Origin of the sequence: Archangium violaceum (assembly GCF_016859125.1) — a bacterium.
In the GTDB taxonomy this organism is placed as follows: domain Bacteria; phylum Myxococcota; class Myxococcia; order Myxococcales; family Myxococcaceae; genus Archangium; species Archangium violaceum_A.
The window spans coordinates 8747397-8773367 of sequence record NZ_CP069338.1 but is presented as its reverse complement, the minus strand read 5'-3'; the positions used below and the strand labels follow the sequence as shown (position 1 = coordinate 8773367).

Below are 25971 nucleotides of genomic sequence, written 5' to 3'. Positions count from 1 at the left end.
GGGCCGTGTGGCCCTCTCAGTCGGTCGCCGCCGTGAAGAGGCCGGCGGCCCGGAGCAACCGCAGGGCCGCGAGCGACGTCTGCAGGCGCTCGGAGATGGCGCCCACCTCGGCGTTCGTCAGCGCGGCGTTGGCGTCCGCCACCTCGAGATAGGTGGCCACGCCCGCCTTGAAGCTGATCTCCGTGAGACGCTGCGTCTCACGCGCCAGCGCCAGGGCCTCCTCGGCCTTGGACAGGTTCGCCTTGGCGCTCTCGTAGTCCAGCCGGGAGCGGGAGACCTCCTCCACGGCGCGCAGCTCCGCCTGCTTCTGCTGGGCCGTGGCCTCGGCCACGCGAGCGGACTCCTCGCGCAGGCTGATCTCCCGCAGACCGCCATCCCACAGCGTCCACTGCGCGCTCAGCGTCAGCGACCAGATGTCGTTCTGCCCCGTGAAGCCCGCGGCATTGCTGATCTGATAGAGACCGGAGAACCCCACGGAGGGGGCATAGGCGAACCACGCGCCCGTCCGGCGACCCACCGCCAGATCCACGTTGCGCCGCGCGGCGGCCACGTCCGGCCGCTGCTCCAGCGCCTGCTTGACGAGATCCACGTCCTCGGACGGCACCTGCGGCACCGGCGGCAGCTCCAGCGTGAAGTCCCCCTCCCGCAGGATGAGCGTGGAGAGCGCCAGCTTCGCGGAGAGGTAGGAGTTGCGCGCCCGCACCAGATCCTGCTCGGCGCGCGCCCGGTCCAGCTGCGCGCGCAGGAGCGCCACCTTCGTCACCGTGCCCGCGTCGAAGCGCTTCTGCGTGTCCGCCTCGCGCGCCTTGTTCACCTCCAGCAGGAACTCCGCGGCGCGGATGGCCTCCTGGTAGCTCGCGGCACCGAAGTAGGCCTGGGCCACGCCGAAGAGGACCTCCCGGCGCACGTTCTCCGTGGTCAGCTCCGCCACGTCCTCGGAGATGCCCGCGTTGCGGATGGCGGGCCACAACGTCGGAGCGATGATCGCCTGCCGCACCTCGGCCCGGCCGGCGAGCTGATCGTACGGCTGGATGACGATCTCCTCGGGAACCCCCGGAAACGACACGGCCGCTTCCGTGGAGTTGCGGGTGTAGCTGCCGCCCACCGTGATCGTGGGAAGGTAGCCGGCCCACGCCCTGTTGGTCAGCAATCGGGACTGCGCCAGGCGGGCGCGCGCCACCTGGATGTCGAGGTTGTTCTGACGAGCCGCCTGGAGCGCCTCGTCCAACGTGAGCACCGGCGCCGCGGTGCTCACGGTGAGTGTCAGTGCGAGTAGGGCAATCATGCCGCCTCCTCAGTGTGTGCCGGGCGCAGCTCCGCGAGCGTGTCGCCGCCATAGGCTCGGGCCACCTCGGCCTCGCCCGTCTCCTCCGGCGAGCGCTTGGAGCCGAACTTGCGTTTGAACCACGCCGACACGTCATCCAACAGCGAGTAGGCCACCGGCGTCACCAACAGCGTGAGCACCAGCGACAGGGTCTGGCCACCCACCACCACGCCGGCGGTGGCCTGGTTGAAGCTCGCGCCCACGCCCTTGGACAGCAGCAGCGGAATCATGCCCGCCACGAAGGACAGCGTGGTCATTAGGATGGGGCGCAACCGGTCCTTGCTTCCGCGAACGATGGCCTCCAGTCGCGGCAACCCTTCATGCCGCAACTGGTTGGTGTGGTCCACCTGAAGAATCGAGTTCTTCTTCACCACGCCGAAGAGCACCAGCAGACCCAGCATCGAGTACATGTCGAGCGACTGCTTGAAGATCAGCAGCGACACCAGCGCGAAGGGCACCGTGAGGGGCAGCGACAGGAGGATGGTGATGGGGTGGATCCACGACTCGAACTGCGCGGCGAGGATCAGGTACATGAAGACGAAGGCCAGACCGAAGGCCAGGGCGAAGTTGCCCACCGTACGGCCGATCTCGCGGGACTGACCCGCGGGCTTCGCCTCGTAACCGGCCGGCAGCTTCGTCTCCGCGATGATGCGCTCGAACTCCGCCACGACCTGGCCCGTGCTGGCGCCCGGCGCGGTGTTGGCCGAGAGCATGATCTGCCGCTGGCGGTTCATGCGGTTGATCTGCGAAGGGCCCTCCTCGCGCTGCAGCTTCACCACGTCCGTCAAGGGCACGGACCCGAGCCGGGCGGAGGGGACGGTGATCTGCGACAGGGCGTCCACGTCGTCGCGCGAAGCGGGCTCGGCGCGCAGCCGCACATCGTACAGGTTGCCGTTCTCCACGTAGGTGGAGACATCGAGACCGCCCACCACCATCTGCATGGTGGTGGCCACGTCGGGCACCTGCACGCCCAGGTCCGCGGCGCGCGAACGGTCGATGTACGCGCTCACCTCGGGCTTGCCGATGATGAGGTTGCTGTCCGCGTCCACCACGCCGGGGATCTGCTTCATCTTGTCCAGCAGGAGGGTGGCCTGCTTGCCCAGCTCGTCGAACTCGGGACCCGTCACCACGAACTGGACCGCGGCCTGCGTGCCAGCGCCGCCGAACAGCGGCGCGTTGGACACGCTCACCCGGTACTCCTTGGGCATCTTGGAGGTGATCTCCTCGCGCACCCGGTTCATGATGTCGTCCTGGCTGGCCTCGCGTTGATCCGGGTTGACGATCTTCACGAAGATGCCGGCCACGTTGGGGGACTTGTCCGCGCTGTCACCGATGGTGACGAGCGTGGAGGTGACCTCCGGAACCTTCTCGCGCATCTCCCGGGCGACACGCTCGGCGACCAGGAGGGTGGAATCCATACTGGTGCCCTCCGGCATGCGGACGTTCACCTGGAACTGGGCCTCGTCGCTCTTGGGGAGGAAGCCCTTGGGCACCGCCCCCATGAGGGGACCGCACGAGCCGAGCGTCACCACCGAGGCCACGACGGCCACCCAGCGGTGCGCCATCACCCAGCGCAGGGAGCGCTCATAGGCGCGCTCCAGGGGCATGTAGATGACGTCGGTCATGCGCTCGAGCAGGGGCTTGCGGTGGCCACCATGCTCGGGGGCCGCCGAGCCCCCCACCAGCCAGCGCGCGCACAGCATGGGCGTGAGGGTGAAGGACACCAGCAGCGACACGGCGATGGCCGCGCCCATCGTCAGGCCGAAGCTGCTCAGGAAGCGTCCGGGCATACCGCCCATGAAGGCCACCGGCAGGAACACCGCGAGCAGCGACAGCGTGGTCGCGAGCACCGCGAGGCCGATCTCCTTCGTGGCCAGGATGGCGGCCGGGAAGGGCTTGAGCTTCTTCTCGTGGATGAAGCGGTGGATGTTCTCCAGCACCACGATGGCGTCGTCGATGACGATACCCACCGCCAGCGCGAGCGCCAGCAGGCTGATGGTGTTGAGGTTGAGATCCAGCATGCTCATCACCGCGAAGGTGCCGATGATGGACGTGGGAATGGCGAGCGCGGAGATGATGGTGCTGCGCCAGCTTCCGAGGAACAGCAGCACCACCAGTGCGGCGAAGATGCCACCCAGGATGAGGTGCTCCTGCACCGCGTGGACGGCCGTGAGGGTGGTCTCCGAGTTGTCGCGCACCACCTCCAGCGTGTAGCCCGGCGGCAGCGATGTGCTCAGCTCCGACACGCGCCGGCGCACCTCGTCCACGAGCGCCACGGTGTTCTCACCGGACTGCTTGCGGATGGACAGCAGCACCGCGGACTTTCCGTCACGCACGGCGGCCGTATCGGCCTCCACTTCTCCGTCCTCCACCCGCGCCACGTCCTTCACGCGCAGGATGTGGCCGTTGCTCTCGCGCAGCACGAGCTCGCCCAGCTCCTCCACGCTGGTGACACGTCCACGCAGACGCAGGGTGAGCCGCTGCGGGCCCGTCTCGATGCTGCCACCGGGCAGCGACATGTTCTGCCCGGCCAGCGCCATCTGCAGCTGGGCCGCGCTCACGCCCGCCGCCCTCATCCTCGCCGGGTCCATCCACACGTTCACCTGGCGCTTGCGGCCACCCACGATGGACACCTGCCCCACGCCCGGCACCGTCTCCAGCCTGCGGCGCAGCACGCGATCCGCGTACTCGGTGATCTCCCGCACGGGCCGCTGCGCCTGCACGGACAGGATGACGACCGGCACGGAGTCCGGATCGAACTTCTGGACCAGCGGCGTCTCCACGTCCTTGGGCAGCTCGTAGGCGATCTGATTGATGCGGTCGCGCACCTCCTGCACGGCCACGTCGATGTCCTTCTCCAGGACGAAGGAGATCACCACCATGCTGCTGCCCTCGGTGGTGGTGGAGGTCATCTCGTCGATACCGGAGATGGTGTTGACCGCCTCCTCGACCTTCTCGGTGACGTCCGTCTCCATCTCCTCGGGAGCGGCGCCCGGGAGGGCCGTCATCACCACCACGGCCGGGAAGTCGACCTTGGGGAAACGGTCGACGTTGAGCTTGAAGTAGCCGGCGGCACCGACCACGCAGATCAACAGGATGATGACCGACGCGAAGACGGGTTTACGGACACAAATACTCGCGAGCCATTGCATGTGCGGAGCCCTCGCCTACTGCAGCCTCTGGCCGTCGCGCAGGTCCTCGCGAGCAACCGCCACCACGCGCTCGCCCACGCGAACGCCTGCCATCACGCCCAGCGAATCCGCCGCGGACTCGCTCACCTGGATGAACCGCTCCTCCAGCCGCCCATCGCTCACCACGAAGAGCTTGCGGCGCGCACCGTCCTCCAACACCGCGGTGCGCGGCACCACCGGCAACTGCTGCTCGCCCAGCTGCACCTTCGCGGTGGCGAACTGGCCCGGCAGCAGCGAACGGTCCTTGTTCGGGACGAGCGCCTCCACCACCAGGTCCCGCGTGCCGCTGCGCAGGCCCGGGCCCACGAAGGACACCTTCGTCTTGTGCACCACGTCCGGCGCCGCCGTGAGGGTGAACTCCACCGCCTGATCCTTCCGGATGAAGGACGCCGAGGACTCCGGAACGGTGAGCGACAGCCGCAGCGGATCCAACGCCACCAGCGTCACCACCTTCGAGTCCTGGCGGACGTACTCGCCCACGGACACCACGCGCTCGGACACCACGCCGTCGAAGGGAGCGCGGATGGTGGCATCCGACACGTTCAGCTCCAGCATCGACAGGCGCGCGTTGGCGGAGGCGAGCTGCGCCGCCGCGTTGCGGCATTGGGCCTGGGCGCGATCATGATCGGCCGTGGAGATGGTGCCGCTGCCGAAGAGCTTCTCGTTGCGCTCGCAGTCCGCGTTGGCCAGCGCCTGCTGCGACCTGGCCAGCTCCACCTGGGCCCGGGCCTCCTCGAGGCTCGCCGCGGAGGCGCGCGCATCCAGCCGCACCAGCACGTCGCCCTTCTTCACCACCGAGCCACGCTCGACGTGCACGGACAGGACCTTGCCCGCGGCGCCGGCCGCCACGTCCGAGTCCTCGTAGGCCGTCAGCGACCCCGTGAGCGTGAGGTAGCGCGGAACCTTCGCCTCCCCCACCTGCACGGTGTCCGCCTTCACCGGGGCCTCCTGTGCCGCGGCTTGCTGCGCTGCGCCATTCTTGGCCGCCGCGGCGTCCGACCGCGAGCCACAGCCCGCGCCCAGCGTCAGCACCAGTCCGCCCGCCACCAGCACCTTGAACGTCGGGACACTGCCCGTCCTGCCATGTCGATGAAGCTTCTGCATACCTGTGCTCCCGTGCGCCCCACCCCTCCACTCTGGGAGGGACAGTTCATCGCCCCGAGATAAGTTAGTGACGGCAAACTAACTAATCCGCAGCGTGAGGGAGTGTCAAGCAGATGATTAGGCAGGCGGGCAGGCGTGATGGGGGGGTTGAATGTGGGCGGGAAACCCCGTCTCGAATACGAGAGGTGTTCCCATGGAAGGACACACCGTGGGAACCAGACCCACTGCTGGCATGCTGAACTTTTTGTACTCCCCGCTGGATGGCCCGCACCGCAGGCTCGGCATCCTTCAACTGTGCGGCGGGGCGAACATGACGCTCGCGGGCGCGAGGATGTCGATGGCCGCATGCGCGACGATGAGCGGCACGAGCCGTCCGGTGCGCAGGTAGAACGTGGCCGCCAGGAGCGCGATCGGCAGCGAGGACAGGAAGCGATACAGCATGAAGCGCCCGTCGAACATGGCCGGCAGCGCGATGTGCTGGGCCGCCCAGCCGAAGGAGACGATCGCCACCGCCATCCAGGAGTGGCCACTGAGGGCACGCAGTCGGGGCAGGACGTAGCCGTTGTACGTCGTCTCCTCGGTGAAGCCCCAGAGCAGTGGCCAGATCGCGATGCTGTAGACCATGGCCCACGTGGGAAGCCCGCCCATGGGCGGAGCATGGTGGGGATTGCCATAGAGCAACAGGCTCGTCCCCATACCGCCCACGAAACCCACCAGGCCGAGCCCCAGGAGCAGGCCGAGCGCGATCAACAGGTCCCTCCCGAGACGGGTCCGGTCGAAGCCCACGAGATCGCGGATGCTCCGGCCCTCGCGGCGCGTGAGCATGGCCAGCAGGACCAGGCACCCGGCGTCGATGAGCGAGCCATACACCGTCCACCACCGGATGGCGGCCTGCCACGGCTCGGCGTGACCCGAGGCGGCGAGCACCGCGGCGGTCACCCCGTGCGCGACATAGGCGAGCACCAGCCGCGCGAACGTCATCATCAGCGGCGCCGCCCACCCGACGCGGGCCGACAGCGAAGGCACGGGGGTGGGAAGAACGGCGGACGCGGCACTCGGGGCCGAAAGGGATTCAGGAGTCATAAAGCGGGGCAGCGCCATCCTGAGGCGAGGGGGAACCCCGGTCCACGCACTTCGCGTGCGAATCCGTATCCCCCATCGCACCGCGTTTCCCCGGCAAGAGCCCCGAAATGGACACCCGCGGCCATTGGTTGGCCCATTGGCCGTACAACATGGGGGCTCTCATTTCGCAAAGCCCCCTAGGCATCGACCTTGAAACGTGACACACGACAAGGGCCGCGCTCCCGATGGGCTCCGGCCTCCGGCCTCCGGGCTTCGGCCGTGTGACGAAGAGTTGCCATGGAGGCAGCACCATGAAGGACGAGAATTCGGAGCGGATCCGCTTCGGACGCGCGCAGAAGTTCAAGCTCTCCTCGAAAGGCAACGAGGCCGTATCGGCGTATTCCCTCATGGTCGAGAAGTCTCGAGCGGGGATGGGACGTGCGCAGTTCGACGCGGACCGGGACTCATGGAGCGAGCCCCGCGGCCTCTCCTCCGAGGATGGGCTCTTCCTCGTGGAGTTCGGGCTGGGAGAGCGGACGATCTCCGAGGTGACGCGCAACCTCGAGGACTGCGCCAGCGCGAAGGAGGTCAAGGCCGCCGTCGAGCGGCTGCTCGGTTGCGGCATGCTCGAGCCCGTGTCCGCGCCGCCGGCCCAGCCCGTCGCGCCGCCACGCCGCTACTGGTAGCCGCCCGAGAGCGCTCCGCGTTGCTCGGAGTGCTCTTCCGCGACAGGGCTCCTCCGCGACGCGGCACCATGGAGGACGGTGAGCTGCCGCACCACCCGCTCGAGCTGCGCCTGTAGCAACGGCTCCCCCACGCCCGGGGCCGCCTCGCCCCCGGTGGTGGCCCCCTCCCCCGCGAGGAGCCCGGCGAAATCGGGCAGCGGCGCCGGCGTCCGCCCCTGGGCCACCGCATCCGCCAGGTCCTCCAGGACATGCTCCGTGGTCGTCGCGAAGCGCGCCAGGAGGGACCGGACCCGCTCCGGCGCCCGCTCGTTGTGCGTCGAGAAGGCGATCACCGCCGCCGAGAAGCGGCGGGTATAGGCGAGCAGGGTCATCAGGGGCTCGAGCGGCTCCGTCCGCCTTCGTGGCTCGGAGAGCAGCCGCTGGAAGGAGGCCTCCGCGTTGATGGTCGCCAGGCCCATCTTCCGTCGTGCCTCGCCGAACGTCGGATCCTGCCCCTTCGAGTCTCCCAGCCAGGCGGAGAACACCTGCCGGAAGTACTCGCGATCCGCCCGCAGCGCCGCCGCGAGCTGCGCGGGGAAACGCTCCTTCTCGGGCCGCTCCCACAGCAACCAGGTCCCCGCCAACGCCAACGCCCCGCCAATGAGGGTATTGATGATCCGCACCCGGGCCAGGCTCCAGTCTCCGCTGCCCACCTCGGCCAGGAGCACGAAGGTGATCGTGAGGAAGACGGTGTAGAGCCCGTAGTTGACCGAGATGACGGCCACGCTGATGGCGGCGGTGAAGAACACCAGCACGGAGATCGCGTGCGGATCATGCAGCCAGGCGGCGACCACCGCGGCGAGGACGCCCCCCACCACCGTCCCCACCACCCGCTGCAACCCCTTGAGGAAGGTCGGGCCGGTGTACGGCATCATGATGGTGAGCACGGTGATCGTGACCCAATAGCCGTAGCTCTGCTGCAAGCGCGCCGTGAGCCAGACCGCGATCGCCGTGGTGACGCCGACCCGGAGCGCGTGCCGCAGCACCACCGAGTCACTCGAGAGGTTCTCCCGCAGCGGCCCGAGGAACGGACGCTTGCGCTCGGCCAGATCGATTCCCAGCAGGGCCTGTCCGAAAGAGGCGGGACGATCGTCCGCGAGGCTCGCGGCCGTCTCCACCGCGACCCCCGCGAACTCCCGGAGCCGCGCCAGCAACCGGGCCGCGTGGAGGGCTTGTGCCCGGTCGATGACCCGCATGGCCTGGGCGCCCTCGGCGGCCTCGGTCCGGGCGATCGCTTCCCGAAGCGCCTCCGCGCCCCAATCCAGCGAGGGCAACTGCCTGGCGTGGCCTTCCGTCTCGACGATGCGCGCGAGCTCCTGGAGCGTCCGGGAGTAGGCGGCGAGAGCGCGCTCCACCGCGTCCTGGGCCGGACGGACCCCGGTGCCGTGCGACAGGCTCTCCATCACGTCGGCCAGGGCGATCACCACCCCGAACGTCGTGTCCGCGACCTGGAACAGGACCAGCAGCCGCTCCCCTCGCCCGCTCTCCTGGCGCCCCCGGCGGATGGCGGCCAGGGTGCTCCGGGCTTCCTCCAGGAGCTCGCGGATCCTCCCGTGATGGCCCTGGATCAGCGCCTGCCAGGCCGCGCTGTCGCCCCTGATGGACAGACGCCCCACCTCTCCCGCGAAGTCCGCCAACGCCCGGAAGCAGCGGCCGACGGCGAATCGCGCGGGCCGATAGGGCCGGATCGGCCAGAGGACGAGCGAGAGCAGCATCGCCCAGAGGGCTCCCACCAGCAGGAAGCCCACGCGCGTCAGGGCCTCGAGGAGACTGGAGGCGGGCAGGCCCAGGGAGATGACGAAGGCGCTCGCCGCGATGTTGCCCACGAAGCCCGCCGTGGGTCCGTACACCCCCGCGTAGCTGCACGCCGTCACCCAGACCAGGGCCACCGGGATGGCCAGGGCGGGATGGCCGCCGGCCAGTCCCCCCACGAAGACCGAGAGCACCCCGGTGAGGGCCACCGCCCCCATGCTGATCGCGCGAGAGCGGTACGAGCCGCCCTTGTCGGCGAAGGAGGTGTTGAAGCCGCCCACGCTGAGCCAGAGGGCTTCGGAGAGATGGAAGCCACTGGCCACCAGCAGGGGGAGGATGCTGGCGATCGCCGCTCGGAATCCGGCCTTCACCGCCGGCCGGACCGGGGCGAACCGGGCAACCTCCTTCGCGTGTTCGAGCAGACGCCGGGTACTCATGTCGAGGGCAGTTAACTGAGGCGATGCCTCGACGGAAGCAAGCCGAAGTGCTGTCGGACACGCTCCGCGGCATCCCTCTGGCCCACGTTCTCCAGCTGATCGGCGGCCCACGCGAACGCCGGCTCCACGCGAGCGTCGATGAAGTAGGGGCAAGGCGGCTGCCGCAGATGGAAGAGGATGCTCAACCCCAGCCGGAGGAACGGGGAGTCGAGGACGAAGGCCTCGCCGATCAGCGTCTCCCGGAAGAGCTGCTCGTGGCACTTCATCCACTCGTGCAGCCGGTGGCGCAGCCTGGGCGACATCATTCCGCCCCGGAGCATGTCGGTGACGACGACATGGGGCTCCCGCCGATGCAGGTAGGACAGCGAGATGTCCAGGAACTCGTCGAAGTGCCGGCTCGTCGCTTCTCCGACCATCCGGACGGTGAGCAACGGCCAGAGAGAATCGTCGAAAATGAAGAAACGCGCGGCGCTCATAGGGGGCAGGTCCACACCGGACCCGATGCGGGGGGACCTGCTCCTATCAACAGTGCCCCACCAGGGATACACCCGTGAGTGAGGGTTCCCTGCGACCCACCCGAACCACGGCGGGCGGGACGCCGGGAGCGGACGGTTACAGGCTCCGTCCGGCCTTGACCATGGCCTCGCCCACGAAGCCGCGGATCTCCTCCACCTTGGCCTCCCAGCTCTCGTGGCGGATGCGCTCGGCGCGCTCGCGGGAGGGGCCAGCGCCCTCGGCCAGACACTCGTCCACCTTCCGGACGAAGTCCTCGGTGTCGCTCGCCAGCTTGCACAGACCCACCTTGCGCACCTCGGGGATGTCCGAGGACACCACGGGCAGGCCCGCCGCCAGGTACTCGCGCACCTTCAGCGGATTGGCGTTGAGCGTGAGCTCGTTCACCTTGAAGGGCATGAGCGCCACGTCGAAGGCGCGGCAGTAGCCCGGCAGCTCCGAGTACGCCTTGCGCCCGAGCATGTGGACGTTGGGCTCGGCCGTCAGCACCGACGGATCCACGTCCGGCGCCACCTTGCCGATCACCACCACCGAGCCCTCGCGGTGCGCCCGCGCCGTCGCGGCGATGGCCTCCAGGTCCACCCAGTCCGCCACCAGCCCGAAGAAGCCGAAGATGGGCCTGGGCAGCTTCGCGATGTCCTCCGGAATGGGCGTGGACGGATCACACGCCTTCACGAAGTGGTTGAAGTCCACGCCGTGGCGCACCAGCACCGTGTTCGGGTTGACGCGCACCTTGTTGTCCCGGAGCCGGTCCGCCGAGGTGATGCACAGGTCCGCCCGGCGCAGCAGCTGCTCCTCCAGCTCCGCGATGTGCCGCCCGTTGGTGTCGCTGAAGGCGGAGAACTCGTCCACGCAGTGATAGACGACGAACTCCTCGCCCAGCCGCCCGGACACCGGCGCCGAGGCCGGCAGGAAGGACCAGGAGATGGGCCGCTTGAAGTGCAGCCGCCGCATGGCGCGCAGCACCTGGGCCCGCAGCAGCGTGCGGTTGAAGGCGCGCACCGCCTCCGAGCCGTAGAACGGCACCGCCAGCGGGGCGAGCACGAAGAGGTTGGGCTCCACCTCGCGGATGCCCTCGGTGAACGAGGACAGCTTCTTCCAGATGCGCTTCACGTCGTGCGCATTGGCCTTGGGCGCCCGGTTCCCGATGCTGTTCACCCAGAGGACCCGGTTGTCCCGGGAGAGGATCCGCATGATGTGGACCTTGGACAGCGGATCCCCATCCCAATCGTTCGAGAAGACCACCAGGTCCCTGCCACGCAGGGCCCGGCGGGCCAGATCCATTTCCTCACTGCGCCGCATGTGTCTCGCCTCCACCCAGAACCACCGGTTGCGACAACTCGCCGTACAGCTTCAGCAGCACCGGACCCGCGTCCGGTGACACCACCTGTGCGGGCCCGTGCTCGAGCGCGCGGTGCACCTGATCCGCCAGGTCCACCGCGTTGCCCGCGCGGAAGGTGTACGTCCCATGGGGCCGCCCGCACACGTCACTGGCCACGCATGGCACGCCGAGCGCGAGCGCCTCGCGCACGGAGATGGCATCGCCGTCGTGCGTGGTCGGCCGCACGAAGGCATCGCAGCGCGAGATCAGCGCCAGCGCCTGCGAATGTTCCAGCTCGCCCATGTCCTCGAGGAGCTCCTCGACCTGGCATTCACGCGCATCGCGCAGGAACGCCTCCGAGCGGGTCCCCGGCCCGAAGACGGCGAGCCCCACGCCGGGCAGCTCGTTGGCGAGCATCCGCAGCGCGCGGAACATCAGCCCCCGGCCGTAGACGGGAGAGGGATGGTGCGCCATGGCCAGCAGCGTCCGGCGGCGGATGCGCGCCTCCTGCACCGCCTGCGTCACGGACCCCGGCCGCACCTGCGAGCCACAGAAGGCCGGGTACACCACGAGCTTCTCCTCCGGAACGCCGCAGCGCGCGAGCGCATCGCGCACCGCCTCGGACACGGCCACCACGCGCGAGTAGCCGGCCAGCGCCACCCGCGCGAAGGCCCGCCGCGACACGGAGGCGGCCAGGTACTCCGGCAGCAGCCCCGAGTGCAGCGTGATGACGCGCGGGGAGCGTGGCGCCCTCACCCCGGCGGTGGCGGCGAGCATCCAGGACTTCGGGTTGTTGCCGCTGGTGTGGACGTGGACGGTCCACCCCTCGCGGAGGAAGCCCGCGAGCCTCTTGCCATACTGCGTCGGCGTCCGGACGGGAATGACGTCCGGAGCCGGCCGCCCTCCCTTCCCGATGTCCAGCACCACCGTCTCCACCCCGCGCTCGCGCAGGTACCCATGGAGCTGCTGGACGTGCACGGCCACGCCACCGTGGGGTGGCGGATAGTCTCCAACGAGGAGCACTCTCATGCGCGGCTCTCCCCCTGACTACCGCGCGGCGGATGCCGGCGGAGGAACGGACGGCACCGCCTCGGGACGCCGCACCGGTGGGCGCAGTCCCATCTCGCGCTCGTAGGCGGCGAGCGGATCCGGATCCTTGCGGATCTCCCGCGCCGGAATGCCACCCACCACCGTGCCTGGGGGCACATCCCTCACCACCACGGCGTTGGCACCGATGACGGCGAAATCCCCGATGCGGACGTTGCCCAGGATCTTCGCGCCCGCGCCAATGCGCACATAGTCGCCGATGACCGGCAGATCCTTGAGCCCCGAGCGTCCACCAATCGTCACCTGGTGGGAGATGAGGCAGTGCCGGCCGATGCGCGCATCCTTGTGGATGACGATGCCCATGCCGCCGTAGCCCATCTGCGTCCCCTCGCCGATTTCAGCCTCGACCGGGATGTAGGAGCCGTGCAGGAAGTGGATGGCCTTGCGCAGCACGGCAGGCAATACGGGGACACCCCGTAGGTAAAGCTTGCGCCCCATCCTGTACAACGTCATCGCATCGATGCCCATCACGCCTCTCCCCTGGTTGAACGGTTTCCCAAGCTAGGTACCGGCCTTCCAGGGCGGGACCCCCCTGGGCCCCGCACCGTCCACTGTCCATATGTCCGAAAGTCCGATGCCTTGCGATCACGCCGCGCGACGAGCGCGTAGGCCGCCGAGCAGCCGCAGGGGCCTCACCCCCGTGGCGTACAGCACCCCCACATAGCCCATGGCGAACAGCGCGCCGGCCACCGCGAGTGGCAGGGCCCTCCAGACGAGGCCCTCGGGCAGACCGCTCCAGGCGTGCACCAGGGCGACGCGCAACAGGAAGACGCTCGCCGCGGCGGCCACGGCCGCCAGTGACGCCTTGCCCAGCTCGCGCCAGGGAATGATGTCCCGGATGCGCAGGGTCCGTGCGGGAGTGGACAGTGCCGCGGGCACGCGGACGAGCAGCGCGCCCTTGCCCACCACCTCGGCCACGGCCCAGGACACGACGCCGCCCATCATCCCGAACCACTTCACGCCGAACCAGACGAGTGGCGCCGTCACCACCGCCTTGAGCAGGTACGACAGGAAGATGGCGCGGGTGTGCCCGCGGGCACGCAGCACACCGTCCATGGGAAGGATGGCGAGCACCACGCCCACCACGCTCACCCGGAAGATGGGAACGGCCGGGAGGAACTTCGCGCCGAAGAGGGCCCCGATGAACTCGGGGGCCGCGGCGAAGAGGAACGCGGCGAAGGGCAGGAAGACGAAGGCCAGCTTGCCCGCGGCCTCGCGGAAGGCCACCACGCCCTCCTCCAGGCGCCCCTGCTTGTCCAGCTCACCCAGGCGCACCATGAGGACCTCGCTGGTGGGCGTGTAGAGCAGATCCACCACCGGGAGCTGGAAGCACCCCACGCGGTAGAGGGCATAGAGCGCCGGGGCCACCGCGCCCGCCACCATGTAGAGGTGGGCGTTCTGCTGGGGGATGGCGAGCGCCATCGCCGCGCCGAACGGAGCCGCGTAGACGAGCTGCTGGCGCCACAGCCCCGGGCGCAGCAGCGGACCGCTCGTCCCCCGGGGCACCACCACCCAGGCGGCCAGGTAGCGAATGAAGGCGAAGCCCGCCACCGCCAGCATCATCCCGTGCAGGCCGAAGCCCAGCAGGCACGGCACCACCATGGAGGCCGCGCGCAGGGCATCCGACACCAGGTAGGCGAGCGCCGATTGCTTCGTGCGGCCCTGGCTGGTGAGGGAGATCTCCAACGGGAAGGAGCCGAGCAGGAAGGCGGTGTAGGCCGCGAGCGTCCCCCGGTGCGCGAGCAGCGCCGGGTTGTCGAAGTGGTTCGCCACGGGCCCGAGCAGCGCCCACACGAAGCCCGCGGCCACCACCCCGGCGGCGGACATGAAGAGCAACGTCTGCCCCAGCCAGGGCCGCTTCTCCTCGGACCGGGGCAGGAAGTAGTAGAGGCTCTGCACCACCCCGAAGGGCAGCACGTAGTAGAGCGTCGTGGCGATGAGGAAGAGCTGGTAGTAGGTGCCGTACTCCTCCAGGCTCAACACCCGCGCCAGGACGAGTGGAATGGACAACGTGAGCCCGGCGGTGAACAGCCGGGCGAGAACCAGGGGTCCCGCCTTCCCCAGGAACGAGGAGGCGGGCACCGCGGGTGCGGCGGGTGCCGCGGGCACGGGGGTGTCCGGTTTCCCGTTCACCAGGTCACCTCCTCCGGCGGGCCGTCCAGCCGCAGGGTGTTGGTGTTGGTGGGAGTCGGAACCGCTAAGCGCTGCGGGCGCCGGCCGGGCACGGGCTCACGCATGCCCAGCGTCCCGAAGCAGTCGTCGAGCTGGCACACGGTGAGGCTCCGCGAGAACCCACCCGTCAGGCCCAGGCTGAAGTTCTCCCAGAGCACCTTGCGCTTGAGGGTGAAGGGATCCCCTCCGATGCGGTTGGGCATGTCCTCGGTGGTCACGGCCGAGCGGAACCCGTTGCGCACCAGGATGCGGATGAGGTCGTCCGAGTACCAGCCGTTGCAGTAGGCGAAGTCGCGCACGGTGATGCCGGCCTCGCGCTCGATGAGGGCCTTGGACTCGCACACCTCGCGCTCCACCACCTCGATCGGCTCGTGGGTCAGCACCACGTGTCCCAGGGTGTGCGCGCCGAACTCGAAGCCGTCCTTCACCATGCGCCGCACTTCGTCCCAGTCCATGAGATCACCCTGCTCGGGGAGCAGGTCCGGACCGGGGCCGAGCTTCTCCTCCAGGACCTGGATGGTCTCCGCGAGCGTGGAGGAGGAGTACTGGCCGATGAAGTCGTCGAGCGCCGCGGACAGCCGCTTGCGGCCGGAGAGCACCGTGTCCAGCAGCTCCGTGGCGGGCTTGGGCATCACGTCGAACAACGGCTGGTAGCCCCGGGCCTGCGCGAGCCGCAGCAGGTGGAAGAGCCGGTCATGATGGAAGCGCTCGTTGGTGCCGATGAGCGCCGCCGGCAGGTAGATGATGGCCGGCACGCCCATCTCCTTCAGGACGGGGTAGCCGTACCGGTACACGTCCCGGTAGCCGTCGTCGAAGGTGACGACACACAGATCCCTGCGGGCCGTCCGGCGTCCGGCCATCACGTCCAGCGCGTCCCCGAGGGAAGCGAACTCGTAACCGGCTGCGGAGAGTCCCTCCAGGTGCCCGCGGAATGTCTCCTGGGAGATGAGCAGCCCCGGGATGGAGCGCTGCAACTCTCCGGTGAAGTCCCCCACCACACGGTGATAGCTGACGATCAGGATGCGGCGCCCACCGGATTGGTACCTCCTGTAGGCCGCCAGGGCTTTACGGAGGCCGCTGTGGTGCAGCACCCCCGCCGCCGCTGATTTCATCGCCCGCCTCACCGTTCCCCGCATGTCCACCATTGCGACTTCCTCCCAGATGACGCCGCCGCCCATGCTTCCCCGGACGAGGAGGTTTGCATTCGGAGTGCCATCCGCCCAGCGGGTCTCTGTCTGGAAGTCCGAGTCACTGTTGACGGTAAGTCCGTTCCCATCCGCGACGCCCACCGGGTAGGTCCGTTGCAGGTCCGGAGCCAGTGGTTCGAAAGATCTTCCGTTCCATCGAGGACAAGGGCCGCTTTTCCTGGCAACCCAGGTGCTCCCGCCCCCACCCAGGACGGAAGATGGGGTCAGGGAATTGAAAAAACTTCCACTTTCCGCGTGCCACGGTGTTTCCCATCCAGGAGCAATAGGGCTCCTCCCACCCCACTCTCCTCCCGGGCGCTTCAGGGCCACATCTCCTGGCCCCCAACCGAGCAGCCCGGCTTGCTTTCGCTGGAGTGTGGGGAAGTTTCCAGTTACGAACGCTCCCGCCGATGGATGCCCCCACCGCAGCGCCTCCTCCCGCGCTCGTCCTCCACGATGTCAGCAAGCGATATGGACGTCGCTGGGCACTCGCGCGCCTCAGCTACACCCTCCCCCCGGGCCGCTCCCTGCTCCTCACGGGTCACAACGGCTCCGGCAAGACGACGCTGCTGAGACTGGTGGGCACCGCGCTCACCCCCACCCACGGCCGGGTGGAGGTGCTCGGCAACGACTGCGTCACGCAGCGCGAGACGGTGCGCCGCGAGGTGGCCCTCCTCTCCCACGCGAGCTTCCTCTATGAGGATCTCACCGCGCACCAGAACCTGGTGGTGCTGGCGAGGCTGCTCGGGATGGACTCGCCCTCGGACGTGGCCGGGGCGCTGCTCACCAAGGTGGGGCTGACGAAGCGCTCGGACAGCCCGGTGCGCCAGTTCTCCGCGGGCATGCGCAAGCGTCTGGCCATCGCCCGGCTGCTGATGAAGGCTCCCGCGCTCGCGCTGCTGGACGAGCCCTTCGGCGAGCTGGACCCGGCCGGCATCCAGGCCATGGAGAAGATCATCGGCGAGCTCAAGGACACGGGTGTCACCGTCGTCCTGGCCACGCACCTCATCGAGCAGGGCATGTCCCTGTGCGAGGAGCGCCTGCACCTGCAGGAAGGCCGGGCGGTGGCGGCATGAGGAAGCCACGTCCCATCTCCCTGCTGAAAACGGTGGGGGTGCTGCTGGCCAAGGATCTGCTGATCGAATGGCGCACGCGCGCGCGCCTCAACGCGCTCATCTTCTTCGCGCTGGCCACGCTGCTGCTGTTCTCCTTCGCGGTGGGTCCGGACACGAAGGTGCTGGCGCGCAACGCGGGCGGCTACCTGTGGCTGGCGCTGCTCTTCGCCAGCGTGCTCGCGCTGGGCGAGTCCTTCCGGGTGGAGCAGGAGAACCTCACCCTGGACGGGCTGCGGTTGGCCCCGGCGGACGCGCGCGCCATCTTCCTGTCCAAGGCCCTGGGCAACGCCCTGTTGCTGATACTGCTGGGCGCCCTGCTCATCCCGGTGATGGTGGCCCTCTACGCGGTGAACGTGTCCATGGGGGTGGGAGCTTTCGCCACCACCCTGGTGCTCGGCTGCATGGCCATCAGCGCGCCGGGCACGGTGTATTCGGCCATCGCGAGCAATGCGCGGGCAAGAGATGTGCTGCTCCCGCTGTTGCTGTTCCCGCTCATCATTCCCGCGCTGCTCGCCGCCGCGAAGGCGACATCGCTCGTGTTGCAGGGTGACCCGATGAATCAGCTGGGCTCATGGTACGGGCTGCTATTCGGGTTCAATCTGATTTATTGGGGGCTGGGATTCGTCCTGTTCCCCCGGGTCATCGAGGATTGAGGTCAGGAGTGAGGTCATGAACACGGTGCTGCAGGTGGTTTCGGCGGCGGCGGCGCTGGCGTCTGTGGGTATGGGCGTCCGGCTGGGCATGAAGTGGGCGCCTCCCGGATCGAGGTACAACGCGAAGCCCGCGCTGCTGGTCATGACGGCGGCGGCCCTGCTGCTGTTGGGCATTGGCTCGTACCTGGGGCTGGTGTGGACGCCACCCGAGCGGGAGATGGGGGACGTCTACCGCATCATCTACGTGCACGTGCCGGCCATGTGGATGGCCATGCTGACGCTGACGGTCAACTTCTGCTGCTGCGTGGCGTACCTGCTCCATACGAGCTGGAAGACGGACGCGCTGGCGGAGTCCACGGCCGAGGTGGGGCTGCTCTTCGGGGCCTACGGGCTGGTGCTGGGCGCCATCTGGGGCAAGCCCACGTGGGGCACCTACTGGGACTGGGATCCGCGGCTCACGGCCATGGCCATCATGCTGGTGACGTACGTGGCGTACGTGGCCCTGCGCGGCTTCGTGGAGGATCCCGAGAAGCGCGCGGTGTGGAGCTCCGTGGTGGGCATCATCTCCTTCGTCAACCTGCCCATCGTGTGGTTCTCGGTGAAGTGGTGGCGCAGCCTGCACCAGGTGCAGTCGACGCCCAAGACGGTGGACCCGGACATGGTGCTGTCACTGCGCGTCAACGCCTGGGCCTCGCTCATCCTCCTCACCCTCTTCCTGCTGCACCGCTACCGGATCGCCCTCGCCCGGCGCGAGGCGGAGGTGGCCCTGCCCGAGGCGCTCCCCACGGACGCGCCCGCCCCGCGTGACAACCGTGCCTCGGAGGTGGCCTGATGTCCCCGCACATGTACATGCTGCTCGCCCAGGTGGGTGTGGGCCGCATCCAGGGAGGCTGGGAGTACGTCTGGGCCTCCTATGGCATCGCCTGGGTGTCGCTCTCGCTGTATGCACTGTCCCTCTGGCTGCGCCGTCCCGGGCAGGCCGTGAACGACTCGAAGGAGTGAGCCATGACGCAGCAGACGCGCAACCGTCTCATCGCCGTGGTGGCCCTGCTGGTGGCCGGAGCCGGCCTGGCGCTGGTGGCCTTCGGCAACATCGGTGAGAACCTCGTCTATTACTGGAGGCCCTCGGAGATGATGGCCCAGGGCGAGAAGGCCTATGGCCCCACCATCCGCCTGGGTGGCCAGGTGCAGCCGGGCAGCATCCAGTGGAACGAGCAGCACACCACCCTGCACTTCCGCGTGATGGACAGCGAGGAGCCCGGCGCGGCGCACGTGCTGGTGCGTACCACCGAGGTGCCTCCGCAGATGTTCCGCGAGCGCATCGGCGTGGTGGTGGAGGGCACCTTCGACAAGTCCCAGGTCTTCCAGGGCAGCCGGCTCATGGTGAACCACTCCAACGAGTACCGGGCGCCCAAGACGGATGACGACGTGAAGAAGATGTTCGAGGAGATGCAGAAGCAGGAAGCCACCACGGCGGCGGCGGCGAGGACTCAGTGAACAGCACGCTCGGATACGGGCTGGTGCTCGGGGGGCTCGCGTTCGCGAGCTTCGGAGCGCTGGTGGGCCTGGTGGGTGGGATGCGCCGCGACGACGCGGCCTTCCCGTGGGTGATGCGCTGCGTGTGGGGCTTCTTCGCCTGCATGCTCAGCGCCAACGTGGTGATGGAGTGGGCGCTCCTCACCAACGACTTCAGCGTCCAGTACGTGGCGCAGGTGGGCAGCCGCGCCACGCCGACGGTCTTCAAGATCGTCTCGCTGTGGAGCGCGCTCGAGGGCTCCATCCTCTTCTGGGGCCTCATCATGGGCACGTACGTGCTGGCCTTCGCGGTGGTGCACCGCCGCGAGCACGCGCGCTACATGTCCCTGGCGCTGGGCACCATGCTGGCGGTGGGCGTCTTCTTCACCTTCCTGATCGCCGGGCCGGCCAACCCGTTCCACACGGTGTCACCGGTGCCCATGGACGGGCCGGGCCCCAACGCGCTGCTGCAGAACCACTGGCTGATGATCATCCACCCGCCCATGCTGTACCTGGGCTACGTGGGCATGACGGTGCCCTTCGGCATCGGCGTGGCCGCGCTGCTGCGCGGGGAGATGGGCGACGCGTGGATGGCGCCCCTGCGCCGCTGGACGCTGGTGGCGTGGCTGTTCCTGTCCGTGGGCATCATCCTCGGCTCGTGGTGGGCGTACGCGGTGCTCGGCTGGGGCGGCTACTGGGCGTGGGATCCGGTGGAGAACGCGTCCTTCCTTCCGTGGCTGACGTCCACCGCGTTCATGCACTCCACACTGGTGCACGAGCGCAAGAAGATGCTGAAGCTGTGGACGCTGAGCCTGGTGCTCTCCAGCTTCGTGCTCACCATCCTGGGCACGTTCATGACACGAAGCGGCATCTTCAACTCGGTGCACAGCTTCACGCAGTCGGACATCGGCCCCACGTTCCTGGTGTTCATCGCCGTGCTGCTGTTCGTGTCCATCGCGCTGCTGGCCACGCGCGGGCACCTGCTGGTGGCCGAGAGCAGCCTCAAGTCGATGCTGTCGCGCGAGGCCACCGTGCTGGTGAACAACCTGGTGTTCGTGGCCATCACCTTCACGGTGCTGCTGGGGACGCTCTACCCGCTCATCTCCGAGGCCGTGCGCGGCATCCGGGTGAGCGTGGGCGAGCCGTACTTCAACAAGATGGCGGTGCCCGGCGGTGTGATGGTGCTGTTCCTGATGGGCGTGGGCCCGATGCTGCCGTGGGGCAGCTCGGATCCGAAGATGGTGCGCGAGCGCTTCTGGGTGCCGGCGGCGGTGGGCCTGGCGGTGGTGGGCGCGTGCCTGGCGGGCGGGCTGAGGGGCTTCTACCCGCTGCTCACCTTCGGACTGGCGGGCTTCGTCACCGTCATCACCCTGCGCGAGCTGGCGCTGCCGGTGAAGGTGCGGATGAGCGAGCGCAAGGAGGGCTTCGTCACGGCGCTCGTGGGCAGCGCCACCAAGGCGCGGCGGCGCTTCGGCGGCTACATCGTGCACCTGGGCATCGTCATCATCTTCGTGGCCGTGGCGGGCTCGTCCGCGTACGTGACGCACACCTCGGGCACGGTGCGCCAGGGCGAGACGCTCAAGGTGGGCGACTACCAGGTGAAGTACCTGGGGCTCACCAGCGGCCAGGAGCCGCACCGCACCTACATGGCCACGCGGGTGCAGGTGACGGCGCCGGACGGCAGCGTCAGCGAGATGGCACCCCGGATGAACTACTACGAGCGCATGACGGATCCGGTGGGCACGCCGGCGGTGCGCGAGACGGTGAAGGAAGACCTCTACCTGTCGCTGATGGCCTTCTCCGAGGAGCGGGGCACGGCGAGCTTCAACGCGTGGATCTTCCCGCTGGTGGGGTGGATCTGGTGGAGCATCCCCGTGCTGGTGCTGGGGACGCTGATCGCGCTGTGGCCGTCGCGGAAGGCGCGCGCGGTGGCGCAGGCCGAGACGCCGGCGGCGGGTGCTCCGCCCGAGGCGGGTGGTGAGATGAATCGGGGTGCGGCATGAAATGGCGCGTCACGCTCAGCTTCGTCGTCGTGTGCCTGGGCCTGCTGGCGGTGCTCTACAAGGGCTTCGGCAGCAACCCGCGCGAGGTGCCCTTCATGCTCAAGGGCCAGCCGGCATCGCCCTTCACGCTGCGGGCGCTGAACAGCGGGATGCGGGTGAGCCTGGACGAGCTCAAGGGCCGGCCCGTGGTCATCAACTTCTGGGCGTCCTGGTGCGGGCCCTGCAAGATGGAGCACCCGGTACTCGAGTGGGGCGCGCGGGAGTTCGGCGGCCAGGCCCAGTTCCTGGGCATGGTCTTCGAGGACACCGAGGACAACGCGCGGCGGTTCCTGTCGCAGATGGGCGCGAGCTTCCCCCAGCTGGTGGATCCCAACTCGCAGGTGGCGGTGGACTACGGCGTGGCCGGCGTGCCGGAGACGTACTTCATCGACGCGCAGGGCATCATCCGGGGCAAGCACGTGGGGCCGATCGATCCGGAGTCGCTGGCGAACTGGCTCAAGGAGCTGTCCACGAGCGCCCCCACGGCGAAGCAGTAGCCTCGAAACTCCAGTAGACTCCGAGAGGCAAGAGCCCAGGGCCCGAGGGCCCGGGTGCCGGAGGCCGTAGCCCATGCGGTGCAAGGAGTGCGGAGAGGGCGCCAGGGACGAGACCCTGCGCTACTGCGAGAACTGTGGGGCGAAGATGCCCACGCCCCCACCCGGCACCATCCGCCGGACGGGTACACGCACCGCCATCCAGACATCGGGGAGGACGCGGAGCACCACGGCGGTGCCCGCCGCCTCCGCCCGAAGCGAGGCCGAGGACACGCCGCCCCGCCCGCGCCCGGCACGCGCGGAGGAGGAGGACGAGCGCACGGATCCGGGCCTGCCCCCGAAGCCGCCGTACGACGGACCGGTGTGGCTGGCGCACGTCCCGGGACACTCGCCGAGCGTGCTGGGCGTGGGGCTGCTCGCGGTGGCGCTGGTGCTCTCCATCCTGCCCTTCTTCGCGGGAGTGGGGCCCTTCTGGTCCCTGGTGGTATTCGTGGGCGGGTGGCTGGTGACGGCGCGCGAGCTGCGCGGGGCCGGAGAGAAGCACCCGCTGGTGGATTGGGTGCCCGACAGCCTGCTGCGCCCGGTGGTGCCGGCGGTGTTCGTGGTGGTGACGGCGGCGCTGGCGATCCGGATGCTCGGCATCGGCCTCACGCCCCTGCTGTGGCTGGGAGGCGCGGGGCTGCTCGGCTTCGACCAGTACCGCAAGGAGTACGTGGGAGGGACCGGGTGGAGCCGCCTCTTCGAGCCGCGCCAACTGCTTCGGGGGGTGGCCCCGGTGGCGCTCGGAGGTACGGCGCTGTGCCTGGCGGCGCTGTTCCTCACGTGGGTCCCCGCGCGAACCTCGACGCACGGCCCGGGTCCGGTGCCCCAGGCGCCGCCGGAGCTGCGCGTGGTGGACGCGCCCCGCCCGGCCGACGACGTCCTCTACAACCTGCTCGAGGAGTCCTACGACAAGGGCTGGGACCAGCCATTCGCCGTGTCGGTGGAGCTGATGCTCCTCGCGGTGCTGGGCGTGATGGCGCTGCGCCCGGAGGTGCCGAGGCCGGATTGGCTGCGCTTCTCACCCATCGGGGTGGTGGTGCTCGGCCTCATCTGGATGCTCGTGCACGGAGGGCTGCTCGCGGGCCCCCTGCTCTTCCTGGCGGGCCTGGCCGCGGTGGGCTTCGCCTCGGTGTACCGGGCATTCTCGCGAGAGGCGTGAGCGCGAGGACCCACGCCTCCGATGCGCGCACCTAGTGGAGCTGCTCCGGCTTCTTGATGGCCGGGCAGGTCTTGTCGCAGGACTCGGTGGCGGCACGGAACTTGTCCCCGCAGCGGGCCATGCACTTGGCGGCGGCCTCTCCATTGCTCTCATCCGGCTTCGGGCAGGCCAGGGCGCAGGACGCCACCGCCGAGTTGGCCTTCTGCGAACACGCGGCCCTGCACATCTCCGGTTCGTTCTCCTTCTTCGCCTTGCCCTTCCCCTGCGCCGCCGCGGGCAGCGCCAGCAGCAACCCACCGACCAGCACCGCACCCCACCACGACGAATTCCTCACTCGATTCATGGCTCGCATCTCCTCCGCTGAAACGGTTCGCGTGAAGCCAGGCGCTCACGTGTCTCCCGAGGTGGAAGGATAGAAGGGCTCGCCGTCTCAGGGAAGCAGCTGGGGTTCCGCAGACGATCCGCTCGGCCACCATGCTCGTGATGGAGAGCACCTACGAGGGACGGGTCGAGGCGCGCGGCTGGCCTGCCTACATCCCCGAGTACCTGGAGAAGGTCGAACTGGCGAAGTAGCCCCTCTCCGCTCCGGAACGACTCGCGTGACCGGGTGTCGTACCGGGCCAGCAGCTCGCGCGTCCGGTCGAGCGGAAGAGGCTCGACCGTGACGGAAGGCGCCATGCCCCGAACATGGGTGGCATGGCGCCAGGGCGCTCACTCCTCCTCGCCGTCACCCAGCAACTGCGAGATGCCGGTGCCGGTGGTGCCGCCCGCGAGGCGGCGGATGCTGGAGAGGTGGTGCAGCAGCAGGCCGCGGTTGTCGCCCACGGAGAGGTTCTGCATCTCCAGGGCACCGATGCGGTCCTCCGGGGTGAAGGCGCTGGCGACCTTCTCCATGGAGAGCTTGCTCGGATCGTAGGCCATGTGCTCGGCCTGGGTGTCGAGCAGGGTGTAGTCGTCGCCGCGGCGCAGCTCCAGGGTGACGCTGCCGGTGATGCTGGGAGCCACCCACCGGGTGAGCGAGTCCTTGAGCATGAGGGCCTCGGGGTCGAACCACTTGCCCTCATAGAGGAAGCGGCCGAGGCGGCGGCCCAGGGTGAAGTAGAGGTCCGTGGTGGACTCGTTGTGGATGGCCGACAGCAGGCGCTCGTAGACGATGTGCAGCAGCGCCATGCCGGGGGCCTCGTAGATGCCGCGGCTCTTGGCGTCGATGACGCGGTTCTCGAGCTGATCGCTCATGCCCAGGCCATGCCGCCCGCCGATGCGGTTGCACTCCAGGAAGAGCTCGAAGATGGACGGGAAGCGCTTGCCGTTGATGGAGACGGGCAGGCCCTGGGCGAACTCCACGGTGACGCGCTCGGGGCGGATGTCCACCTCGGGGCGCCAGTGGGCCACGCCCATGATGGGCTCCACGATGTTCATGCCCTTGTCCAGGTGCTCGAGGTCCTTGGCCTCGTGCGTGGCGCCGAGCACGTTGGCGTCGGTGGAGTAGGCCTTCTCGGTGCCCATCTTGTAGGACAGGCCGATGGAGATCAGGTACTCGCTCATCTCCTTGCGGCCACCGAAGGCGTTGACGAACTCCTGATCCAACCAGGGCTTGTAGATGCGCAGCTCCGGGTCGACGAGGATGCCGTAGCGGTAGAAGCGCTGGATGTCGTTGCCCTTGTGGGTGCTGCCGTCGCCGAAGACGTGCACGTCGTCCTCGCGCATGGCGCGGACGATGGCGGTGGTGGTGACGGCGCGGCCGAGCGGCGTGGTGTTGAAGTACTTCTTGCCACCCACGGACAGGTGGAAGGCGCCGCACTGGATGGCGACGAGGCCCTCGCGAACCATGGCCTCTCGGCAGTCCACGAGCCGGGCCTGCTTCGCGCCGTGCTGCATGGCCACGGGGGGAATGTCAGCGGGGTTCTTCTCGTCGGGCTGGGCGAGGTCGGCGGTGTAGGCGTACACCTCGAGACCCTTGCGCGACATCCAGGCGACGGCGGCGCGGGTGTCGAGACCACCCGAGAAGGCGAGACCGATACGGGTACCAGCGGGGGGAAGCGAACGGTAGATGCGGCTCATGGCGCGGTGCGTGCTAGCACGGAAACCGCCCGGACGTCCCGCGTCTCGTGCAGGGAGTGTGAGCTACGCTGGAACGCCCCATGAGAGCCCCGGAATCCGCCAGAGGCGGCATCTCCACCACCCTGCTCATCCTCCTCTGCCTGTTGCCTCTATCGGGCCTGGCGTCATCTCCAGAGACGATGGCACCCCTGCCATCTCTCGTACTCAACACGGCTCCCCTGCCTGGAGACGAGTCGATCCGGGCACGGCTCAAGGCCTGCATCCTCATGGGAGATCTCAACTGCGTTGTCGATCAGTACCTCCTGCTCAAGGACATCGGCCGGGTACCGGGCTGGCTGGTGGCGTTCTAGAACGCCTTCGCTGTCGCCAACCGGAAGGCAGACGAGTGCGAGAAGGTCGCGAAGACCATTCACGAGGGATTGACCCAACTCGGTCAACACCCGGAGTTCTTGCGCTTCAGCGTCCGAGGCAGTGTGCGGCTCCTGAGTTTCGATGAGTTCTCTGGAGGGGTCCTGGTCAGGCGCCACCAGGTCTCGACGACGGGAGAACATCTGGCCATCAAACTTAGGACAAGGTCATCGACGCCTACACGGGGCTGGCCGGCCTACCCCATTCCGAGGACATGGCTCGACTGAGCACGGCGTCTCCGAGCCGAGTGGTTTATGAGGTGGTACAAGCGCCATGAGTGAGAAGAAGATCGCCAAGGTAGAGCCAATCCCCGAAGAATGGCGTGGACGAAGGGTCGGGCTCATGGACGCACTGCTCTACGCACGGAAGCGTATCCTCGAGAAGCAAGGGCTGTGGTCCGTCACTGGATTCGACACTGTCGAATCGCTCGTCACATTCACCATTGGGTGGGCATCCAACACCCAATTCAGATGTCCGCGGAACCCGCTCGCCAGCCACTCCCGCTGATGGCGGACATTCCGCCCCCTGTAGTGGGAACCCCACAACTCGGGCGCACATCCACCGCCTACTTCGGCTAGTCTCCGCAC

At 68.6% G+C, this 25971-nt stretch carries 24 protein-coding genes; 11 read left to right on the top strand and 13 right to left on the bottom strand.

All coding sequences use genetic code 11. The features are described 5' to 3' along the window. Positions 1-16: 16 nt before the first annotated feature. The 4 genes from JQX13_RS37295 to JQX13_RS37280 form a co-directional block, all read right to left on the bottom strand. Positions 17-1285: a TolC family protein gene (locus JQX13_RS37295; protein WP_203404194.1), complete on the bottom strand. Its 1269-nt coding sequence runs from the start codon at positions 1283-1285 to the stop codon at positions 17-19. Next, a complete protein-coding gene (locus tag JQX13_RS37290) occupies positions 1282-4476 on the bottom strand; it encodes an efflux RND transporter permease subunit (RefSeq protein ID WP_203404193.1) in 3195 nt (1064 codons plus the stop codon). The genes JQX13_RS37295 and JQX13_RS37290 overlap by 4 nt, the downstream gene beginning before the upstream one ends. Before the next feature lie 15 nt (positions 4477-4491). Beyond that, complete coding sequence (locus JQX13_RS37285) at positions 4492-5619, bottom strand: efflux RND transporter periplasmic adaptor subunit (RefSeq protein ID WP_203404192.1); 1128 nt, start codon at positions 5617-5619, stop codon at positions 4492-4494. 288 nt (positions 5620-5907) lie between these two features. Continuing rightward, positions 5908-6603: a CPBP family intramembrane glutamic endopeptidase gene (locus tag JQX13_RS37280; protein WP_203404191.1), complete on the bottom strand. Its 696-nt coding sequence runs from the start codon at positions 6601-6603 to the stop codon at positions 5908-5910. A gap of 389 nt (positions 6604-6992) precedes the next feature. Here JQX13_RS37280 and JQX13_RS37275 point away from each other — a divergent pair, with 389 nt between their 5' ends. Continuing rightward, positions 6993-7367, top strand: coding sequence for a hypothetical protein (locus tag JQX13_RS37275; RefSeq protein WP_203404190.1), 375 nt, complete (start codon positions 6993-6995; stop codon positions 7365-7367). Here the strand turns inward: JQX13_RS37275 and JQX13_RS37270 are convergent. The 7 genes from JQX13_RS37270 to JQX13_RS37240 form a co-directional block, all read right to left on the bottom strand. Then, positions 7358-9595, bottom strand: coding sequence for an FUSC family protein (locus tag JQX13_RS37270; protein ID WP_203404189.1), 2238 nt, complete (start codon positions 9593-9595; stop codon positions 7358-7360). The genes JQX13_RS37275 and JQX13_RS37270 overlap by 10 nt on opposite strands. Before the next feature lie 11 nt (positions 9596-9606). Further along, entirely contained in the window at positions 9607-10071 is a 465-nt protein-coding gene (locus JQX13_RS37265; protein ID WP_203404188.1) for a hypothetical protein, read from the bottom strand. A gap of 136 nt (positions 10072-10207) precedes the next feature. Further along, positions 10208-11410, bottom strand: coding sequence for a glycosyltransferase (locus tag JQX13_RS37260; RefSeq protein WP_203404187.1), 1203 nt, complete (start codon positions 11408-11410; stop codon positions 10208-10210). After that, positions 11397-12458, bottom strand: a complete 1062-nt coding sequence (locus tag JQX13_RS37255; RefSeq protein WP_203404186.1) for a glycosyltransferase family 4 protein — start codon at positions 12456-12458, stop codon at positions 11397-11399. Before JQX13_RS37255 ends, JQX13_RS37260 begins: the two co-directional genes overlap by 14 nt. Before the next feature lie 18 nt (positions 12459-12476). Then, a complete protein-coding gene (locus JQX13_RS37250) occupies positions 12477-13004 on the bottom strand; it encodes a serine O-acetyltransferase (protein WP_275425018.1) in 528 nt (175 codons plus the stop codon). 117 nt (positions 13005-13121) lie between these two features. Next, the gene (locus tag JQX13_RS37245; protein ID WP_430384226.1) at positions 13122-14645 is read right to left on the bottom strand and encodes a lipopolysaccharide biosynthesis protein; all 1524 of its coding nucleotides are present in this window, start codon (positions 14643-14645) and stop codon (positions 13122-13124) included. A 20-nt stretch (positions 14646-14665) separates the two neighbouring features. Next, positions 14666-15769, bottom strand: coding sequence for a polysaccharide deacetylase family protein (locus tag JQX13_RS37240; protein ID WP_239015430.1), 1104 nt, complete (start codon positions 15767-15769; stop codon positions 14666-14668). A 536-nt stretch (positions 15770-16305) separates the two neighbouring features. Here JQX13_RS37240 and ccmA point away from each other — a divergent pair. From ccmA to JQX13_RS37200, 8 genes are all read left to right on the top strand, one after another. Then, positions 16306-16971, top strand: coding sequence for a heme ABC exporter ATP-binding protein CcmA (gene ccmA, locus JQX13_RS37235; protein WP_203404185.1), 666 nt, complete (start codon positions 16306-16308; stop codon positions 16969-16971). After that, entirely contained in the window at positions 16968-17663 is a 696-nt protein-coding gene (locus JQX13_RS37230) for a heme exporter protein CcmB (RefSeq protein ID WP_203404184.1), read from the top strand. The genes ccmA and JQX13_RS37230 overlap by 4 nt, the downstream gene beginning before the upstream one ends. 16 nt (positions 17664-17679) lie before the next feature. Continuing rightward, a complete protein-coding gene (locus JQX13_RS37225; RefSeq protein ID WP_203404183.1) occupies positions 17680-18495 on the top strand; it encodes a cytochrome c biogenesis protein in 816 nt (271 codons plus the stop codon). Then, positions 18495-18665: a hypothetical protein gene (locus JQX13_RS37220; RefSeq protein WP_203404182.1), complete on the top strand. Its 171-nt coding sequence runs from the start codon at positions 18495-18497 to the stop codon at positions 18663-18665. Before JQX13_RS37225 ends, JQX13_RS37220 begins: the two co-directional genes overlap by 1 nt. 3 nt (positions 18666-18668) lie before the next feature. After that, on the top strand, positions 18669-19160 hold the full coding sequence (locus JQX13_RS37215) for a cytochrome c maturation protein CcmE (RefSeq protein ID WP_203404181.1): 492 nt from the start codon (positions 18669-18671) through the stop codon (positions 19158-19160). After that, on the top strand, positions 19157-21181 hold the full coding sequence (locus JQX13_RS37210) for a heme lyase CcmF/NrfE family subunit (RefSeq protein ID WP_203404180.1): 2025 nt from the start codon (positions 19157-19159) through the stop codon (positions 21179-21181). Before JQX13_RS37215 ends, JQX13_RS37210 begins: the two co-directional genes overlap by 4 nt. Further along, positions 21178-21717, top strand: coding sequence for a TlpA family protein disulfide reductase (locus tag JQX13_RS37205; RefSeq protein ID WP_203404179.1), 540 nt, complete (start codon positions 21178-21180; stop codon positions 21715-21717). The genes JQX13_RS37210 and JQX13_RS37205 overlap by 4 nt, the downstream gene beginning before the upstream one ends. A gap of 73 nt (positions 21718-21790) precedes the next feature. Then, complete coding sequence (locus JQX13_RS37200; RefSeq protein WP_203404178.1) at positions 21791-22915, top strand: hypothetical protein; 1125 nt, start codon at positions 21791-21793, stop codon at positions 22913-22915. A 31-nt stretch (positions 22916-22946) separates the two neighbouring features. On the opposite strand, the gene JQX13_RS37195 is transcribed toward JQX13_RS37200, so the two are convergent. Together JQX13_RS37195 and argG are read right to left on the bottom strand one after the other, a co-directional pair. Further along, a complete protein-coding gene (locus tag JQX13_RS37195; RefSeq protein WP_203404177.1) occupies positions 22947-23258 on the bottom strand; it encodes a hypothetical protein in 312 nt (103 codons plus the stop codon). A 368-nt stretch (positions 23259-23626) separates the two neighbouring features. After that, positions 23627-24976 carry an argininosuccinate synthase gene (argG, locus tag JQX13_RS37190; protein ID WP_203404176.1) on the bottom strand — a complete coding sequence of 450 codons (1350 nt, stop codon included), beginning with the start codon at positions 24974-24976 and terminating at the stop codon, positions 23627-23629. Between the two features lie 80 nt (positions 24977-25056). Here argG and JQX13_RS37185 point away from each other — a divergent pair, with 80 nt between their 5' ends. Then, complete coding sequence (locus JQX13_RS37185) at positions 25057-25326, top strand: hypothetical protein (RefSeq protein WP_203404175.1); 270 nt, start codon at positions 25057-25059, stop codon at positions 25324-25326. 331 nt (positions 25327-25657) lie between these two features. Continuing rightward, positions 25658-25891 carry a hypothetical protein gene (locus JQX13_RS37180; RefSeq protein WP_203404174.1) on the top strand — a complete coding sequence of 78 codons (234 nt, stop codon included), beginning with the start codon at positions 25658-25660 and terminating at the stop codon, positions 25889-25891. The last annotated feature ends 80 nt before the right edge of the window (positions 25892-25971 follow it).

What these genes read in the sequence shown, in the direction of transcription:
- JQX13_RS37200 (WP_203404178.1), top strand. Translation starts at nt 21,791, where the DNA reads ATGCGGTGCAAGGAGTGCGGAGAGGGCGCCAGGGACGAGACCCTGCGC.
- JQX13_RS37285 (WP_203404192.1), bottom strand. Translation starts at nt 5,619, where the DNA reads ATGCAGAAGCTTCATCGACATGGCAGGACGGGCAGTGTCCCGACGTTC.
- JQX13_RS37230 (WP_203404184.1), top strand. Translation starts at nt 16,968, where the DNA reads ATGAGGAAGCCACGTCCCATCTCCCTGCTGAAAACGGTGGGGGTGCTG.
- JQX13_RS37275 (WP_203404190.1), top strand. Translation starts at nt 6,993, where the DNA reads ATGAAGGACGAGAATTCGGAGCGGATCCGCTTCGGACGCGCGCAGAAG.
- JQX13_RS37250 (WP_275425018.1), bottom strand. Translation starts at nt 13,004, where the DNA reads ATGGGCATCGATGCGATGACGTTGTACAGGATGGGGCGCAAGCTTTAC.
- JQX13_RS37195 (WP_203404177.1), bottom strand. Translation starts at nt 23,258, where the DNA reads ATGAATCGAGTGAGGAATTCGTCGTGGTGGGGTGCGGTGCTGGTCGGT.
- JQX13_RS37295 (WP_203404194.1), bottom strand. Translation starts at nt 1,285, where the DNA reads ATGATTGCCCTACTCGCACTGACACTCACCGTGAGCACCGCGGCGCCG.
- JQX13_RS37180 (WP_203404174.1), top strand. Translation starts at nt 25,658, where the DNA reads ATGAGTGAGAAGAAGATCGCCAAGGTAGAGCCAATCCCCGAAGAATGG.
- JQX13_RS37220 (WP_203404182.1), top strand. Translation starts at nt 18,495, where the DNA reads ATGTCCCCGCACATGTACATGCTGCTCGCCCAGGTGGGTGTGGGCCGC.
- JQX13_RS37255 (WP_203404186.1), bottom strand. Translation starts at nt 12,458, where the DNA reads ATGAGAGTGCTCCTCGTTGGAGACTATCCGCCACCCCACGGTGGCGTG.
- JQX13_RS37205 (WP_203404179.1), top strand. Translation starts at nt 21,178, where the DNA reads ATGAAATGGCGCGTCACGCTCAGCTTCGTCGTCGTGTGCCTGGGCCTG.
- JQX13_RS37225 (WP_203404183.1), top strand. Translation starts at nt 17,680, where the DNA reads ATGAACACGGTGCTGCAGGTGGTTTCGGCGGCGGCGGCGCTGGCGTCT.
- JQX13_RS37215 (WP_203404181.1), top strand. Translation starts at nt 18,669, where the DNA reads ATGACGCAGCAGACGCGCAACCGTCTCATCGCCGTGGTGGCCCTGCTG.
- JQX13_RS37185 (WP_203404175.1), top strand. Translation starts at nt 25,057, where the DNA reads ATGAGAGCCCCGGAATCCGCCAGAGGCGGCATCTCCACCACCCTGCTC.
- JQX13_RS37270 (WP_203404189.1), bottom strand. Translation starts at nt 9,595, where the DNA reads ATGAGTACCCGGCGTCTGCTCGAACACGCGAAGGAGGTTGCCCGGTTC.
- JQX13_RS37265 (WP_203404188.1), bottom strand. Translation starts at nt 10,071, where the DNA reads ATGAGCGCCGCGCGTTTCTTCATTTTCGACGATTCTCTCTGGCCGTTG.
- JQX13_RS37280 (WP_203404191.1), bottom strand. Translation starts at nt 6,603, where the DNA reads ATGATGACGTTCGCGCGGCTGGTGCTCGCCTATGTCGCGCACGGGGTG.
- JQX13_RS37290 (WP_203404193.1), bottom strand. Translation starts at nt 4,476, where the DNA reads ATGCAATGGCTCGCGAGTATTTGTGTCCGTAAACCCGTCTTCGCGTCG.
- argG (WP_203404176.1), bottom strand. Translation starts at nt 24,976, where the DNA reads ATGAGCCGCATCTACCGTTCGCTTCCCCCCGCTGGTACCCGTATCGGT.
- JQX13_RS37260 (WP_203404187.1), bottom strand. Translation starts at nt 11,410, where the DNA reads ATGCGGCGCAGTGAGGAAATGGATCTGGCCCGCCGGGCCCTGCGTGGC.
- ccmA (WP_203404185.1), top strand. Translation starts at nt 16,306, where the DNA reads ATGGATGCCCCCACCGCAGCGCCTCCTCCCGCGCTCGTCCTCCACGAT.